Annotated in this window: 16 protein-coding genes and 6 tRNA genes (1 of these 22 only partly in view); 10 read left to right on the forward strand and 12 right to left on the reverse strand. The window is 61.4% G+C overall.

Features of this window, described 5'->3' with window-relative positions; translation table 11 throughout:
- From HMPREF2526_RS13510 to HMPREF2526_RS08895, 5 genes are all read right to left on the reverse strand, one after another.
- Nucleotides 1-50 (reverse strand) — tRNA-Val (locus tag HMPREF2526_RS13510); it reaches 132 nt to the left of the window's first position.
- A gap of 31 nt (nt 51-81) precedes the next feature.
- Nucleotides 82-152: transfer RNA gene (locus tag HMPREF2526_RS08880), tRNA-Cys, on the reverse strand.
- Between the two features lie 31 nt (nt 153-183).
- Nucleotides 184-259, reverse strand: a tRNA-Gly gene (locus HMPREF2526_RS08885).
- A gap of 38 nt (nt 260-297) precedes the next feature.
- Nucleotides 298-369: transfer RNA gene (locus HMPREF2526_RS08890), tRNA-Val, on the reverse strand.
- A gap of 61 nt (nt 370-430) precedes the next feature.
- Nucleotides 431-506: transfer RNA gene (locus HMPREF2526_RS08895), tRNA-Gly, on the reverse strand.
- 288 nt (nt 507-794) lie between these two features.
- On the opposite strand from HMPREF2526_RS08895, the gene HMPREF2526_RS08900 reads away from it, so the two are divergent.
- From HMPREF2526_RS08900 to msrB, 5 genes are all read left to right on the forward strand, one after another.
- Nucleotides 795-869, forward strand: a tRNA-Val gene (locus HMPREF2526_RS08900).
- Between the two features lie 269 nt (nt 870-1,138).
- Complete coding sequence (locus HMPREF2526_RS08905; protein WP_070547084.1) at nt 1,139-2,026, forward strand: TDT family transporter; 888 nt, start codon at nt 1,139-1,141, stop codon at nt 2,024-2,026.
- Between the two features lie 57 nt (nt 2,027-2,083).
- On the forward strand, nt 2,084-2,734 hold the full coding sequence (locus tag HMPREF2526_RS08910) for a dihydrofolate reductase family protein (protein WP_070547087.1): 651 nt from the start codon (nt 2,084-2,086) through the stop codon (nt 2,732-2,734).
- An 11-nt stretch (nt 2,735-2,745) separates the two neighbouring features.
- The gene (locus tag HMPREF2526_RS08915; protein ID WP_070547089.1) at nt 2,746-3,942 is read left to right on the forward strand and encodes a glycosyltransferase family 87 protein; all 1,197 of its coding nucleotides are present in this window, start codon (nt 2,746-2,748) and stop codon (nt 3,940-3,942) included.
- On the forward strand, nt 3,939-4,352 hold the full coding sequence (gene msrB / locus HMPREF2526_RS08920) for a peptide-methionine (R)-S-oxide reductase MsrB (protein WP_070547092.1): 414 nt from the start codon (nt 3,939-3,941) through the stop codon (nt 4,350-4,352). Before HMPREF2526_RS08915 ends, msrB begins: the two co-directional genes overlap by 4 nt.
- A 34-nt stretch (nt 4,353-4,386) precedes the next feature.
- Here the strand turns inward: msrB and hemQ are convergent, their stop codons facing one another.
- Complete coding sequence (gene hemQ / locus HMPREF2526_RS08925) at nt 4,387-5,088, reverse strand: hydrogen peroxide-dependent heme synthase (protein ID WP_070547094.1); 702 nt, start codon at nt 5,086-5,088, stop codon at nt 4,387-4,389.
- Between the two features lie 126 nt (nt 5,089-5,214).
- Between hemQ and HMPREF2526_RS08930 the strand changes: the two genes are divergently transcribed.
- The gene (locus HMPREF2526_RS08930; RefSeq protein ID WP_175973075.1) at nt 5,215-5,880 is read left to right on the forward strand and encodes a DUF3000 domain-containing protein; all 666 of its coding nucleotides are present in this window, start codon (nt 5,215-5,217) and stop codon (nt 5,878-5,880) included.
- A 1-nt stretch (nt 5,881) separates the two neighbouring features.
- Entirely contained in the window at nt 5,882-7,129 is a 1,248-nt protein-coding gene (locus HMPREF2526_RS08935) for an HRDC domain-containing protein (RefSeq protein ID WP_070547096.1), read from the forward strand.
- Here the strand turns inward: HMPREF2526_RS08935 and dxs are convergent.
- The 5 genes from dxs to dut form a co-directional block, all read right to left on the reverse strand.
- Nucleotides 7,110-9,038, reverse strand: a complete 1,929-nt coding sequence (dxs, locus tag HMPREF2526_RS08940) for a 1-deoxy-D-xylulose-5-phosphate synthase (protein ID WP_070516982.1) — start codon at nt 9,036-9,038, stop codon at nt 7,110-7,112. The two genes, HMPREF2526_RS08935 and dxs, sit on opposite strands and share 20 nt — an antisense overlap.
- Nucleotides 9,039-9,151: 113 nt before the next feature.
- Nucleotides 9,152-10,468 carry a class I SAM-dependent RNA methyltransferase gene (locus tag HMPREF2526_RS08945; protein ID WP_070516903.1) on the reverse strand — a complete coding sequence of 439 codons (1,317 nt, stop codon included), beginning with the start codon at nt 10,466-10,468 and terminating at the stop codon, nt 9,152-9,154.
- Complete coding sequence (locus HMPREF2526_RS08950; protein WP_070516979.1) at nt 10,455-11,153, reverse strand: DUF3159 domain-containing protein; 699 nt, start codon at nt 11,151-11,153, stop codon at nt 10,455-10,457. The genes HMPREF2526_RS08945 and HMPREF2526_RS08950 overlap by 14 nt, the downstream gene beginning before the upstream one ends.
- Before the next feature lie 182 nt (nt 11,154-11,335).
- Nucleotides 11,336-12,253 (reverse strand): DUF3710 domain-containing protein, encoded by a 918-nt coding sequence (locus tag HMPREF2526_RS08955; RefSeq protein WP_070513160.1) that lies wholly within the window; start codon nt 12,251-12,253, stop codon nt 11,336-11,338.
- Nucleotides 12,254-12,292: 39 nt separating this feature from the next.
- The gene (gene dut / locus HMPREF2526_RS08960) at nt 12,293-12,769 is read right to left on the reverse strand and encodes a dUTP diphosphatase (RefSeq protein WP_070516901.1); all 477 of its coding nucleotides are present in this window, start codon (nt 12,767-12,769) and stop codon (nt 12,293-12,295) included.
- A 124-nt stretch (nt 12,770-12,893) separates the two neighbouring features.
- Between dut and HMPREF2526_RS08965 the strand changes: the two genes are divergently transcribed.
- Complete coding sequence (locus HMPREF2526_RS08965) at nt 12,894-13,430, forward strand: DUF3093 domain-containing protein (protein ID WP_070513157.1); 537 nt, start codon at nt 12,894-12,896, stop codon at nt 13,428-13,430.
- A 44-nt stretch (nt 13,431-13,474) separates the two neighbouring features.
- Here HMPREF2526_RS08965 and HMPREF2526_RS08970 read toward each other — a convergent pair whose 3' ends face one another.
- Nucleotides 13,475-13,765: a DUF4193 domain-containing protein gene (locus tag HMPREF2526_RS08970; protein WP_070513154.1), complete on the reverse strand. Its 291-nt coding sequence runs from the start codon at nt 13,763-13,765 to the stop codon at nt 13,475-13,477.
- A 321-nt stretch (nt 13,766-14,086) separates the two neighbouring features.
- On the opposite strand from HMPREF2526_RS08970, the gene ppgK reads away from it, so the two are divergent.
- Together ppgK and HMPREF2526_RS08980 are read left to right on the forward strand one after the other, a co-directional pair.
- The gene (ppgK, locus tag HMPREF2526_RS08975; RefSeq protein ID WP_046648180.1) at nt 14,087-14,884 is read left to right on the forward strand and encodes a polyphosphate--glucose phosphotransferase; all 798 of its coding nucleotides are present in this window, start codon (nt 14,087-14,089) and stop codon (nt 14,882-14,884) included.
- A gap of 202 nt (nt 14,885-15,086) precedes the next feature.
- Nucleotides 15,087-16,559 (forward strand): RNA polymerase sigma factor, encoded by a 1,473-nt coding sequence (locus HMPREF2526_RS08980; protein WP_070513148.1) that lies wholly within the window; start codon nt 15,087-15,089, stop codon nt 16,557-16,559.
- Nucleotides 16,560-16,595 lie beyond the last annotated feature (36 nt).

The following is a 16,595-nucleotide window of genomic DNA, read 5'->3' on the forward strand; positions in this document are numbered from 1 at the left end:
AGTGACCTCTTCCGTGTCAGGGAAGCGCTCTCCCGCTGAGCTAAACGCGCTCGCAGCGCCCTGTTTGGGCGCCAGCATTTGAGGTGGAAACGGGAATCGAACCCGTGTGCACGGTTTTGCAGACCGTTGCCTCACCACTCGGCCATTCCACCGTGGCGATACCGCCTCACACACTACATGTGCTGGAGCGGATGACGAGACTCGAACTCGCGACCCTCACCTTGGCAAGGTGATGCGCTACCAACTGCGCTACATCCGCATTCGAAACCAGGCCCGGTTTCTAGGACAAAGTCCTTGTGCGCGATACTGGGATTGAACCAGTGACCTCTTCCGTGTCAGGGAAGCGCTCTCCCACTGAGCTAATCGCGCATATGTATTTATCAAGACCCTCCACTCACTTATGCCAAAAAGTTTGGCGTCAAGAAAGTCTTGGAGCGGATGACGAGACTCGAACTCGCGACCCTCACCTTGGCAAGGTGATGCGCTACCAACTGCGCTACATCCGCATTGCACGTTCCCGGCCGGTATGCCGTGGTGCGAGAAGAAACTTTATCGTGCGCCGCCGTAGTTTCCAAATCCGCAGCCCACGGCACTAATCCCCAGACTCCCCAAAGCCTGCGGATTACATCAGTGTGATTGAGACTGCAGTTACAGCGAGCGGCGGCGATGACAACAAGAGACCCCCTACCGATTCCACCACGACAGCCAGCGCCCACACATACAGCTTAAAGCGCGTTTGAGCTGGACGATTAGGGGGTTACTACACGCGCGGTGTACCTTAAGTGCTGCACCGAGGTTCTATAGCTCAGTGGGAGAGCGTTCCGTTCACACCGGAAAGGTCGCTGGTTCAATCCCAGCTAGAACCACCATCATAACTGCAGGTCAGAGACCTGCAGCATGTGGCACAAGCCTTCGCGTGGATACTATGTGGATTATAAATCTACATTAATGGTTTCTCGCGGGGGCGTTTTCTCATTGTGCCTCATCTTGGCCACAAGGGCTAGACGAAAACCTCGACGCGTTGGGGACACGGCACGGTTACACAAGACTGCATGACATTGAACCTGTCCCCCTCGCACACTTATCCGATTGCTCCATAAGGGTTCGATAGCAACAAGTGCAGGAATAGGGTGATTTTATGCGGTTGCCAAAGTGCGGCCCGGCCTGGGCCGGTGCCTTGATGGGTACCTCGATTGCATCGACTTTGTCGGGGTTGCATGGTTTAGGCGTAGCGCAGTTCGTCTTCGCTTTTATCGCAGCGGTGCTGCTGGTGATTGTTACCGCGGGGACGAAGAATGAGCCTCCCCGGCACCAGAACATGGCGGCGTGGGGCATGTACACGATGGGGCTGCTGGCGTGCGGCTCGGCATGGACCGCGCTTACCGGAAGCGATGCCTTCCAGTTGGCAAGTTGGTGGATTGGTGCACCGCTATCGGTGGTGGTCTGTTTGTGGCAGCTATGGGGGTTGTTCAAACAGCCGCACCTCTACGACAAGCCCGCTTTTCCTTGGGGCCTGGCACTTGTTTCTCCCATGGTGGCGGCGACCTCCGCAGGTCAGTTGGCTATCAACCACGGGCAGTTCTACCACTTTGCCGGCGAGTTATGCTTCTTCCTCACGTTCATCACCGCAATTCCACTATTCGCCTACTGTTACTGGTCCCTTGTACAACGCCGAGAAAGGCCGCGCGGGGCAGCTGCAGGGACAGCGTGGATCCCGCTCGGCGTGGTTGGACAGTCAACGGCAGCCTCGACACTGCTTTTTGACGCCCACCTCTACGGCATCATCATGTTCACCATTGGAGCACCCTGCGTCGCATTCGCAATGTACTGCTTCTACCGAGCGGTCTTCGAGTGGACTCCCTACAGCCCCGGCTGGTGGGGCTCGACCTTCCCGGTCGGAACACTGTGCCTAGGTTCATGGAATGAAGGCTGGCACCGGTTGTCCTTCGTTCTCTTGGTGCTCTTATTGCTCCATTGGGGAGCCTGCGCGCTGCGCTTCGGCACATGGCGGCTCCAGCGCGCCTAATGGCATGAGATCCACTTCCCCAGGCAGTAGCCACCCTTTGCGGTACCGTGGGGCGCCATGAGTGACACTGCGCTGATAGAACGCCTACTGGGGCCAGACCGAGAAGGAATCCGCTTGATTGCGGTGAGTACGCTCCACGGCTCCGCCACCATCGATGGCACTTCCGGTCCCATGGGTAACGACACTGACGCCGAGCTCTTGGCGGCTTTACGCGAGTGGTCCGATATTGCCGTCGTCGGCTCAGCCACGGTGAAGGCGGAGGAATATGGGCCGTCGACAAGCACGCGCCTCGCCGTGCTTAGCCACTCCCTCGATTTTGCCGGTTTCGAGGATTTCATTGCAGCAGGCCCCATCGTGCTTACCCCGGCAGAGCGCGCGTCTTCGCCCGAGGCACGGCGCTTGGCCGACGCCGGTGCCGAAGTCATCAGCACAGGTACCGGAACCATGAGCGAGGCTGTTTCAGCTCTTCACGCTCTAGGCGCGCGCCGCATCAGTTGCGAAGGTGGCCCATCCGTTTATTCCGCCTTTATCGCAGAAGGCCTCGTCGACCAGCTTTATCTGACGCTCGATCCGCACCTTTCCCCTTCCGTCGAAAAGCCCGTCGTCGACGGCGAGGCCACCTCCCCCGCGCTCAAGCTCGAGCTGGAGAACGTCGACACCGTCGACAGCACGGTGTTTCTGCGCTACCGGCGCGCACAAACCCCGTAAACTTTGCTGCCGTGACTTCTCCGGCTCCCTCATCCCCAGCTTCCGCGCGACTGTGGACGGCCGCCGCCTGGCCCGCCGCCATCGTTTTAGTCCTTCACCGCGTGTTCGTGCTCGCTGTTAACGGCTCGGTGACTGATGACTTCGGCACCGTCTACCGCGCGATCCGGAGGTTGTGGGAAGGCAACCCGGTTTATGAACAGAACTATTCCTTCGTGGAACCGCTCTACCTGTATAACCCAGGGGCCACCGTCCTGCTGTCTCCCTTAGGACTCGTGTCTGAGGAACACGCGCGCATCGCCTTCATTCTGGCCAACGCCGCTGCCATCGTCGCTGCCTTGGCCCTGCTGACCCGCTTCGTAGGTCACAGCCTGCGGGGCCCGCTGTGGCCGGTCAGCATCGCCGCAGCCTTCGCTACCGAATCAGTCATCAACACGTTGGTCTTTACCAACATCAATGGCTTGTTGCTGCTCGCGATGGTGGCGTTCCTGGCTTTGTTGGATAAACACGGATGGGCCGCTGGACTCTGCATCGGTCTGGCGATTCTGGTTAAGCCGCAATTTGCCCCGCTGCTCTTCCTCGCCTTGGTGCGCAAGCGCTGGCTCACCTTAGGTTTGGGCGTGGCTATACCGCTGGGGAGCAACGTTGCTGCATGGCCGTTCGTTCCGGGCGCGGAAGGCTTCCGCGCCAACCTTCTTCCTTACCTGTCCACCACGCGCGACTACGCCAACGCCTCATGGCCGGGCGTGCGCGCTTACTTCGATCTCCCCGGCGTCATCTACTACCCCATCTGGATCCTTTTCGCGGCGCTAGCCGCAGTGGCGATCCTCGGTCTGCTGCGCTGGCGCGACAGCGAGCCGACCTTCTGGGCGCTGAGCACAAGTGGTGCCATCATGGTCGGGATCTTCTTCCTTTCCTCCTTGGGACAGCAATACTACTCCATGTGGCTTATCCCAATGCTGTTTACGGTGGTGCTGGGCCGCTCGGTCTTCCACACGTGGGGAGCATGGTTGGCCGCATTTTTATTCTTGGCGCCGCTCGAGTGGACGTCGTCCAGCATGCCCACCGCCGCGCACTGGATGAGCGTGTTCATCGCCACCATCGGGTGGGGCCTGCTCATCGTCGTGACCGCTGCCTCCGTGGCCGGCTGGTGGAGCGCGGAACGAGGGGCTAGCCGGCAAGCTCAGTCGAGCGATAAGATTCCCGCATGACTGATTTCAAGCTCATTGCCGATACCGAATGGCGCCAGCGCCTGAGTCCTGAGGAGTACCACGTCCTGCGTGAGGCCGGCACCGAGGCACCGCACGTCGGCGAATACACCAACACCACCACCGAAGGCGTGTACTCCTGCCGAGCCTGCGGCGCCGAGCTCTTCCGCTCCACGGAAAAGTTTGAATCGCACTGCGGATGGCCGTCCTTCTTCTCCCCTTTGGCTGGCAACGCCGTCATTGAGCGCGAGGACAATTCACTGGGCATGCGCCGCATTGAAGTGCTGTGCGCCAACTGCGAGTCCCACCTAGGCCACGTCTTCGAAGGCGAGGGATACGATACGCCGACGGACCTGCGCTACTGCATCAATTCCATCTGCCTCAACCTAGAAGAAAAGCCGGTCGAGGACTAAACCCTCAACCGGCTTCCGGCGCTATAACGACCCTTTAAGGCAAAATCGCGATGAGCTCAGCCACATCCTTCACGCGGCGACCGGTGTGGAAGGGAATCTCCTCGCGCACGTGGTGGCGCGCCTCGGTGTAGCGCATGAGGTACATCAGATCCACGATGCGGTGCAGCTCCGGGGCCTCAAAGGCCAGGATCCACTCGTAGTCACCCAGCGCGAAGGCCGGCACGGTGTTCGCGCGCACGTCCGGATAATCACGCGCCTGCATGCCGTGCTCCATGAGGATGCGGCGGCGCTTTTCCTCGTCCATGGTGTACCAGTCGTAAGAGCGCACGAAGGGGTAGACGGAAATCCACTCACCGGGCTCCTCGCCCATGATGAAGGACGGCAGGTGGGACTTGTTGAACTCCGCCGGGCGGTGCAAGGCGTTTCCTACCCACGTCACCTCAGAGACCTGGCCCAGGACGGTCTCGCGGCGGAAGTCCGCGAAGGCCTTCTGGATGTCGGCGAATTCCTCAGCGTGCCACCAGATCATGAAGTCAGCGCTCTCCCGCATTCCGGACAGATCGTAGATACCGCGCACGATAACCACGCCTGCTTCCTCGAGCTCAGAGAAGAACTTCTGCGCCTGCGCGACGATCTCCTCGCGCTCAGTGCCCAGCGCCCCCGGGATGACCTGGAACACCGCGTGCTGCGAGTAGCGCTGGACCTTGTTGAGCTCGGCGAAGTTGACCTTCGACATGCCTCTCTCCTTTTTTTCAACCGACAAAGTTTCTTATCCATCATAAGTTGGAGACGCCCTCGCGCGCCACTAGCCTTTCGGCGCGCCTTCCACCGCCACACGGGCGGAGCTTATACCTTGAACCCCGTGAGCAATTCCGACGTTTCTTCGCGCAACCTTGCAGGGGCACCGACCAACCTGCACGATCGCGCCGCCGCCTCTCCCGCCGAATCGCGCCCCGCAGAACCGAGCACTCCGGCTGCCTTCACGGAGGCCGTCGAGTCCCTCCACGCTGCGCAGCTGCGCCCAGAAATCACCTTGGGCACCATCCGACCCCCGCAGCGACTGGCCCCGTTCAGCCATGCCATTGGCCTGGAGGTTGAGCGTCACGAGCAGGAGGAGGCTATCCCCACCGACTCTGAGGGTGATGCCTTCGGCCGCCTTATCCTGTTGCACGACCCAGGCGCTGAGGAAGCCTGGGAAGGTGCGATGCGCCTGGTGGCCTACATCCAGGCAGACTTGGAGGATGCCGTAGCCGGGGACCCGCTGCTTCCCGACGTCGCCTGGGAGTGGCTCACCGAATCCCTCGACGTGCGCGAGGCAACACACACCAACCTCGGAGGTACTGTCACCTCGACTGCTTCGGTGCGCTTCGGCGAGATCGGAGGCCCTCCGCGCGCCTATCAGTTGGAAATGCGCGCGTCCTGGACTGCAGCCGACCTGGATCTTGCCCCACACGTCGAGGCTTTTGCACAGGTGCTTTCTCTCGTCGCAGGCCTGCCGCCCGAGGGCGTCACCGAGCTCGGGCGCTAACATGAGCGAACTGCGCCAGGTCCCCGCCGACGGCACGCCAAAAGTCCTGCTTTCTCCCCGTGAGTTCCAGGCGGGTGCCGCGCGCCTGGCCGCGGGGACTGGACCCTTCGCAATTGATACCGAACGCGCGTCGGCCTACCGCTTCGATGACCGCGCCTTTCTAGTGCAAATTCGCCGGGAAGGCGCAGGCACGCTTTTGTTTGCCCCGGAGAATCGTCGGCATGAACTGAGTTCCGCGCTAGCGCCGGTGCTCAACGGCCAGGACTGGGTAGTCCACGCCGCCCCTTCTGATCTTCCCTGTCTGGCCTGGCTGGGGCTACACCCCGGAACACTGTTCGATACCGAGCTTGCCGCCCGCTTCGCCGGTTTTGCGCATCCCAACCTGGGGGCGATGGTGCTGGAGCTGTTCGACGTCGAACTGGAAAAGGGTTACGGCGATTCCGATTGGTCCCAAACACCCATTCCCCGGACATGGCGCAACTACGCGGCGCTCGACGTGGAGCTGCTCAACGAACTTGCTGTGACGTTGCGAGACATCCTTGCGGAAGAAGACAAACTCGACTGGGCCTTTGAAGAATTCGACCGGATCGTGGACGAGCATGCCGGGATTACCGGCCCTGAGCCTCGAACGTGGCGGGAGCTGAAAGGTGTGTCTTCGCTACGCACACGCGAACAGCTCGCCGTGGCTCGCGAGTTGTGGCAACGCCGCGAATCCATCGCACGTTCCCAGGACATCGCCCCCAACCGGGTGCTGCCGCACCGCGTGCTCGTGGACATAGCGCGCCGCGTGCCTCGCACCCCGCACGACATCAATCAGATTAAAGGTTTCCCCCGCCGCCGCGGTGGGGCTACGTTGCGCTGGCTCGATGCCGTCACGACTGCGCTGGACAGCCCGCGCCAGGAGTGGCCAAAGCCACTGCGCAGCCCCCGCCCGGTGCCCTCCAAATCAGTATTTAACCGGGATTTTCCCGAGCTGTGGCAGCTCTACTGCGAGATCCGCCATGACTTCGAGGACCTCGGTGACGAACTGCGCATGAGCTACGAGCTGATCCTCAAACCCAGTCTGATACGTACAGCGGTGTGGGCAGCGTTCGGGCCAGAAGGCGGCGTCGCGGGGGAGATCGCGGAAGATGCCGATCTCCCCGATTTCCTGCGCTCCCAGGGCGCGCGCGACTGGCAAGTCGAGCTGGCCACGCCGCTCCTGCAGCGCGGGTTAGCCCGGATGCGCCCTACTCCCCCGCGCTCTTAGCAGACTCCTCAGCATCGCGTGCAGCTACCCACTCACGCACTGAGTTCGCAATGCCTTCCGGGGTCAAGCCAAAGTCCTCGAGGATTTCTCCACGGCTGGCATGCTTGGGGAAGCAGCCGGGTACGCCGAGCCTGTGTACTGGAGTGTCCACATCGGCGGCGTCGAGGGCCTCGGCCACCATGGACCCCACACCGCCCCGCAGGATGCCATCCTCCACCGTCACCACGAGATCGTGATCGGCCGCCAACGCGATGATGGATTGCGGTACCGGTACCGGCCAGCGCGGGTCCACGACGGTCACGTTGAAGCCTTGGGCTTCGAGCAGCTCAGCTGCACCCAGGGAACGCGCGCTCATGGCACCGATGGCGACGATAAGCACATCAGTAGCCTCCTCCGTAGCGGCAGCAGCATCGGAATAGCTCAGGATGTCTACCCCGTCATCGAGCCGCTTGAGTTCGTCGCGGTCATCAAGGAGGTTGCCCTTGGGGAAGCGCACCACGGTCGGGCCATCCTCGATTGCGATGGCTTCGTTAAAGAGTTCCCGCAGGCGGGCACCATCGCGCGGGGCGGCGATGCGCATGCCGGGGACGATGCTCATGAGCGCCATATCCCACACACCGTTGTGTGAAGCGCCATCAGAGCCCGTGACACCGGCGCGGTCGAGGACAATGGTCACTGGCAGCTTGAGCAGCGCAATGTCCATGATGACTTGGTCCACCGCACGGTTGAGGAACGTAGAGTACACCGCCACCACCGGGTGCATCCCGGCCAGCGCCAGACCGGATGCAGAAGCCATGGCATGCTGCTCAGCGATGCCGACATCAAAAAAGCGCTCCGGGAACTCCTCTTGGAAGGGGGTTAGCCCCGTCGGCCCAGCCATGGCGGCAGTAATGGCAACGATGTCCTCGCGGGCGTGGCCCGCCTTGATCAATTCTTCCGAGAACGCCGCGGTCCACCCCGGTTGCTTCTGTCCCTTAGATACACCGGTGACCGGGTCGATGGCGCCGGTGGAGTGCATCTGGTCCTTCGGCTCGTTGACCGCAGGAGCAAAGCCATGCCCCTTCTCGGTGACCGTGTGCACGATGATGGGACCGTCATAGTCGCGGGCGTAGCTCAGCGCCCGCACAACTGCCTCAATGTCGTGGCCGTTAATCGGGCCAATGTACTTGATGCCCAGCTCCGGGAACATCTCCGTGGGCATGACGGTCGACTTCACACCCTCCTTGACCGCGTGCAATGCATCAAAGGTGCGCTCGCCTACCCAACCCATGGACTTGAGGCGCTTCTTGCCCAGCGCCATGAACTCGTCGTATCCGTGCTGCGCACGAATGCGCCCCAGATTCTCTGAGAGGCCACCGATCGTCGGCGAATAGGAACGCCCATTGTCATTAACGATGATGACAACGTTGCGGTCCTTGTCGGCAGAAATGTTGTTGAGGGCTTCCCAGCACATGCCGCCGGTAAGGGCGCCATCGCCCACGACCGCCACGGCATTGCGGTGGGATTCACCCCGAATCTTGAAAGCCTTGGAGAGCCCGTCCACCGTGGATAGCGCTGCCGAGGCGTGCGAGGATTCGGTCCAATCGTGTTCTGACTCTGCGCGATCCGTGTAGCCGGACAAACCGCCCTTCTGACGCAGAGTATCGAATTGGGAGGCGCGGCCCGTGAGCATTTTGTGCACGTAGGACTGGTGTGACGTGTCGAAGACGATGGGATCGCGCGGGGAATCGAAGACGCGATGGATCGCCACCGTGAGCTCCACGACGCCCAGGTTAGGGCCTAGGTGGCCGCCTGTAGCGGACACCTTCTCAATAAGGCGCTGACGGATTTCCGCCGCGAGCTCAACCAGTTGCGTCTTGCTCAGGGCTTTAAGATCGCCTGGTGATTGAATGGAATCCAGAATGCCCATAGAGCTTGCCTTAAACCCCTTCATCGATCGTTTTCTTCTTTACCACCGTACCCGTTGACACGCGTGACGCGTCAATCATTGCCCGACCACTCCCGCGGCGCCCCCTGTGCGCCCTAGGCCAGTGGAACCAGGAGTGCCAGGGTTTCAAAGTGATGCGTTCCGGGGAAAGCATTCACCATGGCGAGGCGCTTCGCGCGGTAACCATGCTCCGACCAAGCAGCCAAGTCCCGGGCGAACGTAGCGGGATCGCAACCGATATGCAGGATGCGTTGCGGCTTTGCCGCGGCGACAGCGGCCACCACGTCGTTGCCAGCACCGGTACGCGGCGGATCCAAAATCACCGACGCCGGCTGCGGAAGCTGGCTGGCCACCTGCTCCACCTTGGCGGTGCGGAAGTGCACGTCAATGCCTGCGAGCCCCGGCTGCGGCGCCGCTGCTGCGGGCGAATAATCGACGGAATACACGGCCGTGTGCCCGCCCTGGGGTGTGGTGACATCTGCGAGCGCGGGAACGAACAGACCAACGCCGCCATACAGATCCCAGGCCACTGCATGTACAGCGGGCTCGTCCGCTGCCTCAGGTTCACCGCCGTTCCCGTGGCCTTCTGCGCCGAGCCACTCGCGTGCAAGGCTGGTGTAAACGTCCGGTGCTCCGACGTGCGCCTGCCAAAAAGCGGTGGGCGGGAAGCGGAACTCGTGGCCGTCAGCACGCTGCACCACATTCTCAGTTGGCGCCTCGATGACCTCTCGAATGGTCTCGATTCGCCGCCCCCGCGGCGCCTTCCGGGTTTCCACGACGTGCCTATTGCCGTCGCTATCCATGACCGCGATTACCTCTGCACCTGGATTAAAGGTACGGGCATCAGGCCCCACTAGGCCGTCGACGAGCCCCGGAATCAGCTGGCTGCACGCAACGTCGGTGACGAGCTCCGTGGAGCCACGCTTGCGCAGACCAGCACGGCCCTGCTTGTCGACGCCCAACCGCACCCGCGTACGCCACCCGCGATGCGGTGCCACATCGATGGTCTCGACGTCGGGAGCATCCTCGATGTGAGCCACGCGGCGCAGCTGATCGAGCAAGACTGCGACCTTGATGTCTGGCTCCGCCGCGGGATCGAGCTCAGCGAAGTCACAACAGCCGGCGCCACGCTGCGCGGCCGGGCACACAGACTCGACACGGTAGGGCCCAGGTTGTACGACGGAACTCAGCGCGGCTTCCACAAAGGACTTCTTCACCTTGGTCGCAGTCACCGTGACATGGTCGCCGGGGAAGGCACCCGAGACGAAGCACACGCGTCCGTCGGGGGCCGCCCCGATTCCGACACCGCCGTGCCCCATACGTTCGATGGTGGTGTCGAATGACTGCCCTTTGCTCAGGCTTCCGGCAGCGGCGCTCTGATCTTTCGCAAAGTTGTGATCAGTCGCGGTCATGGATCTTCTCCTTAGAGTTGTCGCCGCCCTGCGACGTAGTGTCGCTGCCCTGTGCTTCCTCCACGGCGGCATTCGCGCGGCGCACCATCCAGATAGTGAGGAGGGTGACAATACCCGTTAACGGCCAGCCCATGAGAATGCGGACGATACCAAGCGTTGTGGTGGCATCGGCATCGTAGAGCGCGCGTTGCACCGCAAAACGGGCGATGAACACCGTCGCCCACCCGGCGGTGGCATAGGCATAGGAGCGTCGCGCCCGTGGCACTGTGCGCCACCCCATGTCCTCACCGTTGAGGCCTTTCCATACCACGCCGACAAGCGGCCAGCGCAGAATAATGGAAACGATCGCGACGATGAACAGCACGAGCGACATCCAAATTCCGTAGAGGAAATAGCCTTTGGCATCCCCGGTAAACCACGCGATTCCGGCGCAGATGGCCACGCCCAGCAGACCAGAAAAAGCTGGTTGCAGGGTTTCCTTGCGGGCAAGGCGCCACAGGCTGATAGCCAGCGCCACGCCCAGTGCCGCAACAAGCGCCGGCCCCAACCCCCAGACGTTGTTGACCGGGATGAGAACCAGCACGGGCAGGGTCGCAGACACGAGCCCGGTCAGCCCACCCATCTGGTCGAGCAACGACGGCTCCGGATCAGCTTCTGGCGACACCGTCGCTTGTCCTGCCGCCATGTCGGCGCCAGGATTCGAGGATGGCTCAGGGGCAGGTTCAGTAGCGCGCTCGGTGGTATCGGGGTCATGCGCAGACGCCGGGGGGCGGTAAGGCTCGCGCTCTTCGGGAGTAGGGCTGGTCACGTGCTTAAGGGGTCCTTTTCGGTAGTGCCGGAGGGGTCTGGCCGGCAGGCTGAAGTGCGCTACTTGTTCTCGTTGTCTTCGAGGTCGCGCAACTGCTCGCGGGCCTGGGACTCCGCGGTCTTTTCTGTTTCCGTGGCCGTGTCCGCTGGCGCTGCACTATCCGCGCTGGCTGCCTGCGCGGCCTGCTGCTGGCGTTCCTTCAGCGCCTGCTGAACTTGCTCAGCCAGCTGCTGCGGAAGCGTGACAGGCAGGGAGCTGCCAGCCAGGATGGGATCCTCACCGCGGTAGACAAAGGTGCGGGCAACGACTTCGCGCCCTAGCTGCGCCAATTCCTCTTCCTTGCCGGCAGGTGCGGCCAGGGTCAGGCGGTACATCCACCGCGGCCCCTCTACACCAATGATGCGTATGCCGCCTTTCTCGCTGCTGCCAACGATCTCAGAACCCCACGGGCCATCCTCCGGGTGGGCAGCGAAACCATCGGCTTCCAAGCCTTTGATGATGTCCTCCGCAGACTCCGCCCACTGCCCCGGCGTGCGCGGCGCGGCAAAGGCCACTGGGGTCATGCGGCCGTGTGGGGTGAGAATGTGGAGCATGCGCGGGCCTTCCTGGCCCATCTCCACCTGGACCTGTGAGCCCTTCGGCAGCGGGATGCGCAGTGAGCCCAGATCCAACAGGCCTACGGAGAAGTCCTCAAAGTTAAACTCAGCGATGTCGACATTATCGCCATCGTAGGGACCCATGTCGCCGTTGATGGCATCGTGAGCCACAGCCTTCACGGCTAGAGAAGCTTGAGCATCATCTTCATCCTCACGGACAAGACCAGTGGTTGGCTCGGGAGCGGCCTCAGTGGCGCCATCGTTTGCGTTCTCCGCTGCCGGGTTCACTGTGGTGGTGTCCTCGGCCACGGCCTCGGTAGCCGCCTCTTCCTGGTGGACGGCAGAGTTCTTCTTCTTTTTTCCAAAGGGCCACATCGCCATAGTTTAAGCCTTCCTCATTCCGTGTCTGCTTTGTTGAACTTAGTTAACGCCGGTTGATCCATACCCGCCGTCGCCACGAGCGGTGTCATCAAGTTCCTCGACTTCCTGGAAGCCCACCAGCTCCACGCGTTGGACAATCAACTGCGCGATACGCATTCCCCGCGTGACCTCAAAGGTCTCCTCTGGGTCGTGATTAATGAGGCATACTTTAATCTCACCGCGATACTCGGCGTCGATGGTGCCGGGGGTATTCACGACGGAGATGCCGTGCTTGGCCGCCAGGCCCGAGCGCGGGTGGACCAAGCCTACCGTGCCCATCGGCAGGGCAAGGGCAATGCCCGTACCGACAAGAGCGCGCTCGCCGGGCCGCAAAGTAACGTCGTGAGCAGCGTAGAGATCCGCGCCCGCATCGCCGCCGTGAGCGCGATGCGGTAGCGGAAGCTCCTTATCAAGGCGCTTGACCTGAATGTCGCCGAAGGGACTAACTGGATCTACGAGAGGGTGTTGCTCATTCACGCGGCCCAGCCTACCTTGTCCCCTCCATCCCCAACCGTCAGGGCTGGAAGCCGCGTCAGCCTGGCAGCCGCGCCTACTCTGCGTGTTGGGCTCTCCCCTTCCCCGACGGCTAGACTCGAAGGTCATGACTTCGAGTTCTTCGTCTGCTTCCCCCTCGGCACCAGCCGCTTCCCCAGTGATCCTCTACCGTGAGCGCCAATGGGTGCCGTGGTACTGGTGGCTGATGACGGCCTTTGTTGTAGCGATCTCCACCGCCACAGTCAGCCTCAACCGTGGAATCATGTGGGTCATCGTCCCCGCCATCCTGCTCAGTGCCATCGCCGCGTGGGTCCTGCTGACATGGTCCAACACGGTGGTGCAGGTGGAACAGGATGCCGACGGCACACGGTGGCTCACCGTCAAGGACGCGCAGCTGCCGAACGATGTTGTCGCCCGCAGTACCGCGGTGCCGGCCACTGCACGCCGCAACGCGCTCGGTCCACAGCTCGATCCGGCTGCCTTCCTCGTCACACACGGCTGGGTACCCGAACACGTCATGCTCGTCCTCGATGACCCCGAAGATCCAACGCCCTACTGGCTCATCGGATCCACCAACCCCGAAAAACTCCTCGCAGCCTTTGTCCCCGAGCAGGCCGCAGCAGCTACAAGGCGCAGCAATTAAGGCTTGAATTAAGGCCTCAGCCACGCCTCGGTGAAACTGGCCTACTAGGCGCAGTCCATGCAGATTGGCTCGCCGTCCTCTTCATGGTCAAGGCGCTTGTTGGACTGCACCAAGAAACATACAGAGCAGGTGAACTCGTTTTCTTTGCGCGGAACGACGGTGACGTTGAGCTCTTCACCGGTCAGGTCCACTGACGGCGGTTCGAAGGCCTCGACGATTTCTCCATCGTCATCCATGCCATTGTTATCGCTTTCAGCCGCCTTCAGGCCCTCGAGGGAATCGGCCTCGAGGTCGTCTTCAGCGCGGCGACGCGGTGCGTCATAATCCGTGGCCATAATGCTTGCCCCTGTGAGTCAGATCGATAGGTATGTGTATTTATCGACGGCATCCTAAACCAGACTGGCCTCTGTGTCACACTCGCCCCGCCGTGGGGGCACCAAACCCTGCACTATCCTACCCCCTATTACTCCTCCTTCACCCCTGTGACCTGCTGATTCCAGCTCTATAGCGGGCCGCAAGAATTTCATCACAGTCTGTGCTTACCGCCAGCCCAAAAAGCGCGTCACGCACCGCAAACCGCACGGCACTACCGCTACTGCCCTTTTCATCCCTCGGATCATGCCGCATCATCGCGCGGGCCCACATAGACTGTCGGTATGACCGCCCATGAATCACAGCACCAGGACACGAAACCGAGCCCGCAGCACGAAGGCCACGCCTTCGGCATCGATGTTGGAGGCTCTGGCATCAAGGGTGCCGAAGTCGACCTCGCAACGGGAGAGTTCGTTGGTGACCGCCTCAAGATTGCTACTCCCCAGCCCGCAACGCCGGACGCCGTCGCCAAGGTGATTGCCCAGATCATCGAAGAGAAGAACTGGGACGGTCCCGTCGGCATTACCATGCCAGCGGTGGTAAAGGACCAGGTAATCCGCAGCGCGGCAAACATTGATAAATCCTGGATCGGCACGGATGCACAGGAATTGTTGAGCTCATACCTCGACGTTCCTTTTACCGTGCTTAACGACGCCGACGCGGCCGGCCTCGCCGAGGTGGCTTATGGCGACGAGATTGCGCGCTCCGGCCCCGTCATCTTCCTCACTTTGGGCACTGGTATTGGTTCCGCTTTCCTGCTAGATGGCCAGCTTTTCCCCAATACGGAGATTGGGCACCTCATCGTTGGCGAGAAGGAGGCGGAGCACCAAGCTTCTTCAGCCGTCAAGGACCGCGAGGGGCTCAAAACCAAGCAGTGGGCGAAGCGCGTCAACCGCGTACTCCACGAGTATGAGGCCCTGTTTAACCCTTCAGCCTTCGTCATCGGCGGAGGAATTTCCCGCAAGTTTGACAAGTGGGGAGAGCACCTCCGCATCGAAACGCCCGTCGTTGCAGCTCAGCTTCGCAATCGCGCCGGTATAGTAGGCGCAGCCATGGCAGCACAAGAAGGTATTCGCCCATAAGGCAACCGGGGGCCAGCATTTCCGAGTTGACCCCAGTCACCGCCTAGTGCAAGAAATGATCTATACTGGGCTGTCGATTATCCAATATCCAGCGGCGCGCCTCCCCTGCTCATCTCGGAGGCGGGCTAGCATCGGGGACTAGTCGCGACTAACTTGCGCGTCCCCATAGTTTCCACTCAGAGAGCAAGTCGAAAGGGCGTACGTGGCAGCCACTGATTCTTCAGACCAGGTACTCGGCGCGGGCGAGAGCACCTCCGAGGCATCTGCACCTGCACAGAAGACCGCCAAAAAGACGGCAAAAAAGACCGCTAAGAAAACGGCCAAGAAAACCGCGAAAAAGACAGCCAAAAAGACAGCCAAGAAAACGGCTAAAAAGACGGCCAAGAAGGCAACAAAGAAGACCACCCGCAAGTCTGCACAAAAGGCCACAAAAAAGGCGGCCAAGAAGACTGTGCGTAAGTCAGCAGCCACAAAGGCAACGTCGCCTGAAGCTGCCAAGTCTTCCGAGGATCTCGCCGAGGATCAGACCGACGAGTTGGACGCCGACACCACTGACGATGCCGATATCGATTTCGATCCGGACAACGCCGAGATGGATGATGAAGACGAGTTCGGCGACGACGATGATGACCTCGAGGGCGACGACGCTGATGAGGACGAGGACGATGGTTCCTCGGTCTGGGACGAGGATGAGTCCGCAGCCCTGCGCCAAGCCCGCAAAGATGCGGAGCTGACCGCGTCGGCAGACTCTGTCCGCGCCTACCTGAAGCAAATCGGTAAGGTCGCCCTGCTCAATGCCGAGCAAGAGGTCTCCCTCGCCAAGCGAATCGAGGCTGGCCTCTACGCTCAGTACCGCATGGATGAGATGGAAAAGGCCCGTGCCGAAGGCGACAAGGCCGCCAAGCTTTCCCCCATGGAAAAGCGTGACATGCGTGCCATCGCTCGTGATGGCCGCAAGGCGAAGAACCACCTTCTCGAGGCAAACCTGCGTCTCGTGGTGTCCTTGGCCAAGCGCTACACCGGCCGCGGCATGGCCTTCTTGGATCTCATCCAGGAAGGCAACTTGGGTCTCATCCGCGCTGTTGAGAAGTTTGACTACACCAAGGGCTACAAGTTCTCCACGTATGCCACCTGGTGGATCCGTCAGGCTATTACCCGCGCGATGGCAGACCAAGCACGCACCATCCGCATTCCTGTGCACATGGTCGAGGTCATCAACAAGCTGGGCCGCATCCAGCGAGAGCTGCTGCAGGATTTGGGCCGCGAGCCCACGCCGCTGGAGCTGGCGAAGGAAATGGACATCACCGAGGAAAAGGTGCTGGAAATCCAGCAGTACGCTCGTGAACCCATCTCCTTGGACCAGACCATCGGTGATGAGGGTGACTCCCAGCTGGGTGACTTCATTGAGGACTCCGAGGCCGTCATTGCTGTCGACGCGGTCTCCTTCACCTTGCTGCAAGACCAGCTGCAGGACGTGCTCACGACCCTGTCTGAACGTGAGGCGGGCGTGGTTCGTCTGCGCTTCGGCCTCACCGATGGCATGCCGCGCACTTTAGACGAAATCGGCCAAGTCTATGGTGTCACCCGCGAACGTATTCGCCAGATCGAGTCCAAGACCATGTCCAAGCTGCGCCACCCTTCGCGCTCCCAGGTGCTGCGAGACTATCTCGACTAAGCCCGCGGACACGACAGTGGCGGCGAGGAAATCTTT

Source organism: Corynebacterium sp. HMSC070E08 (genome assembly GCF_001808895.1).
GTDB lineage: Bacteria > Actinomycetota > Actinomycetes > Mycobacteriales > Mycobacteriaceae > Corynebacterium > Corynebacterium hiratae.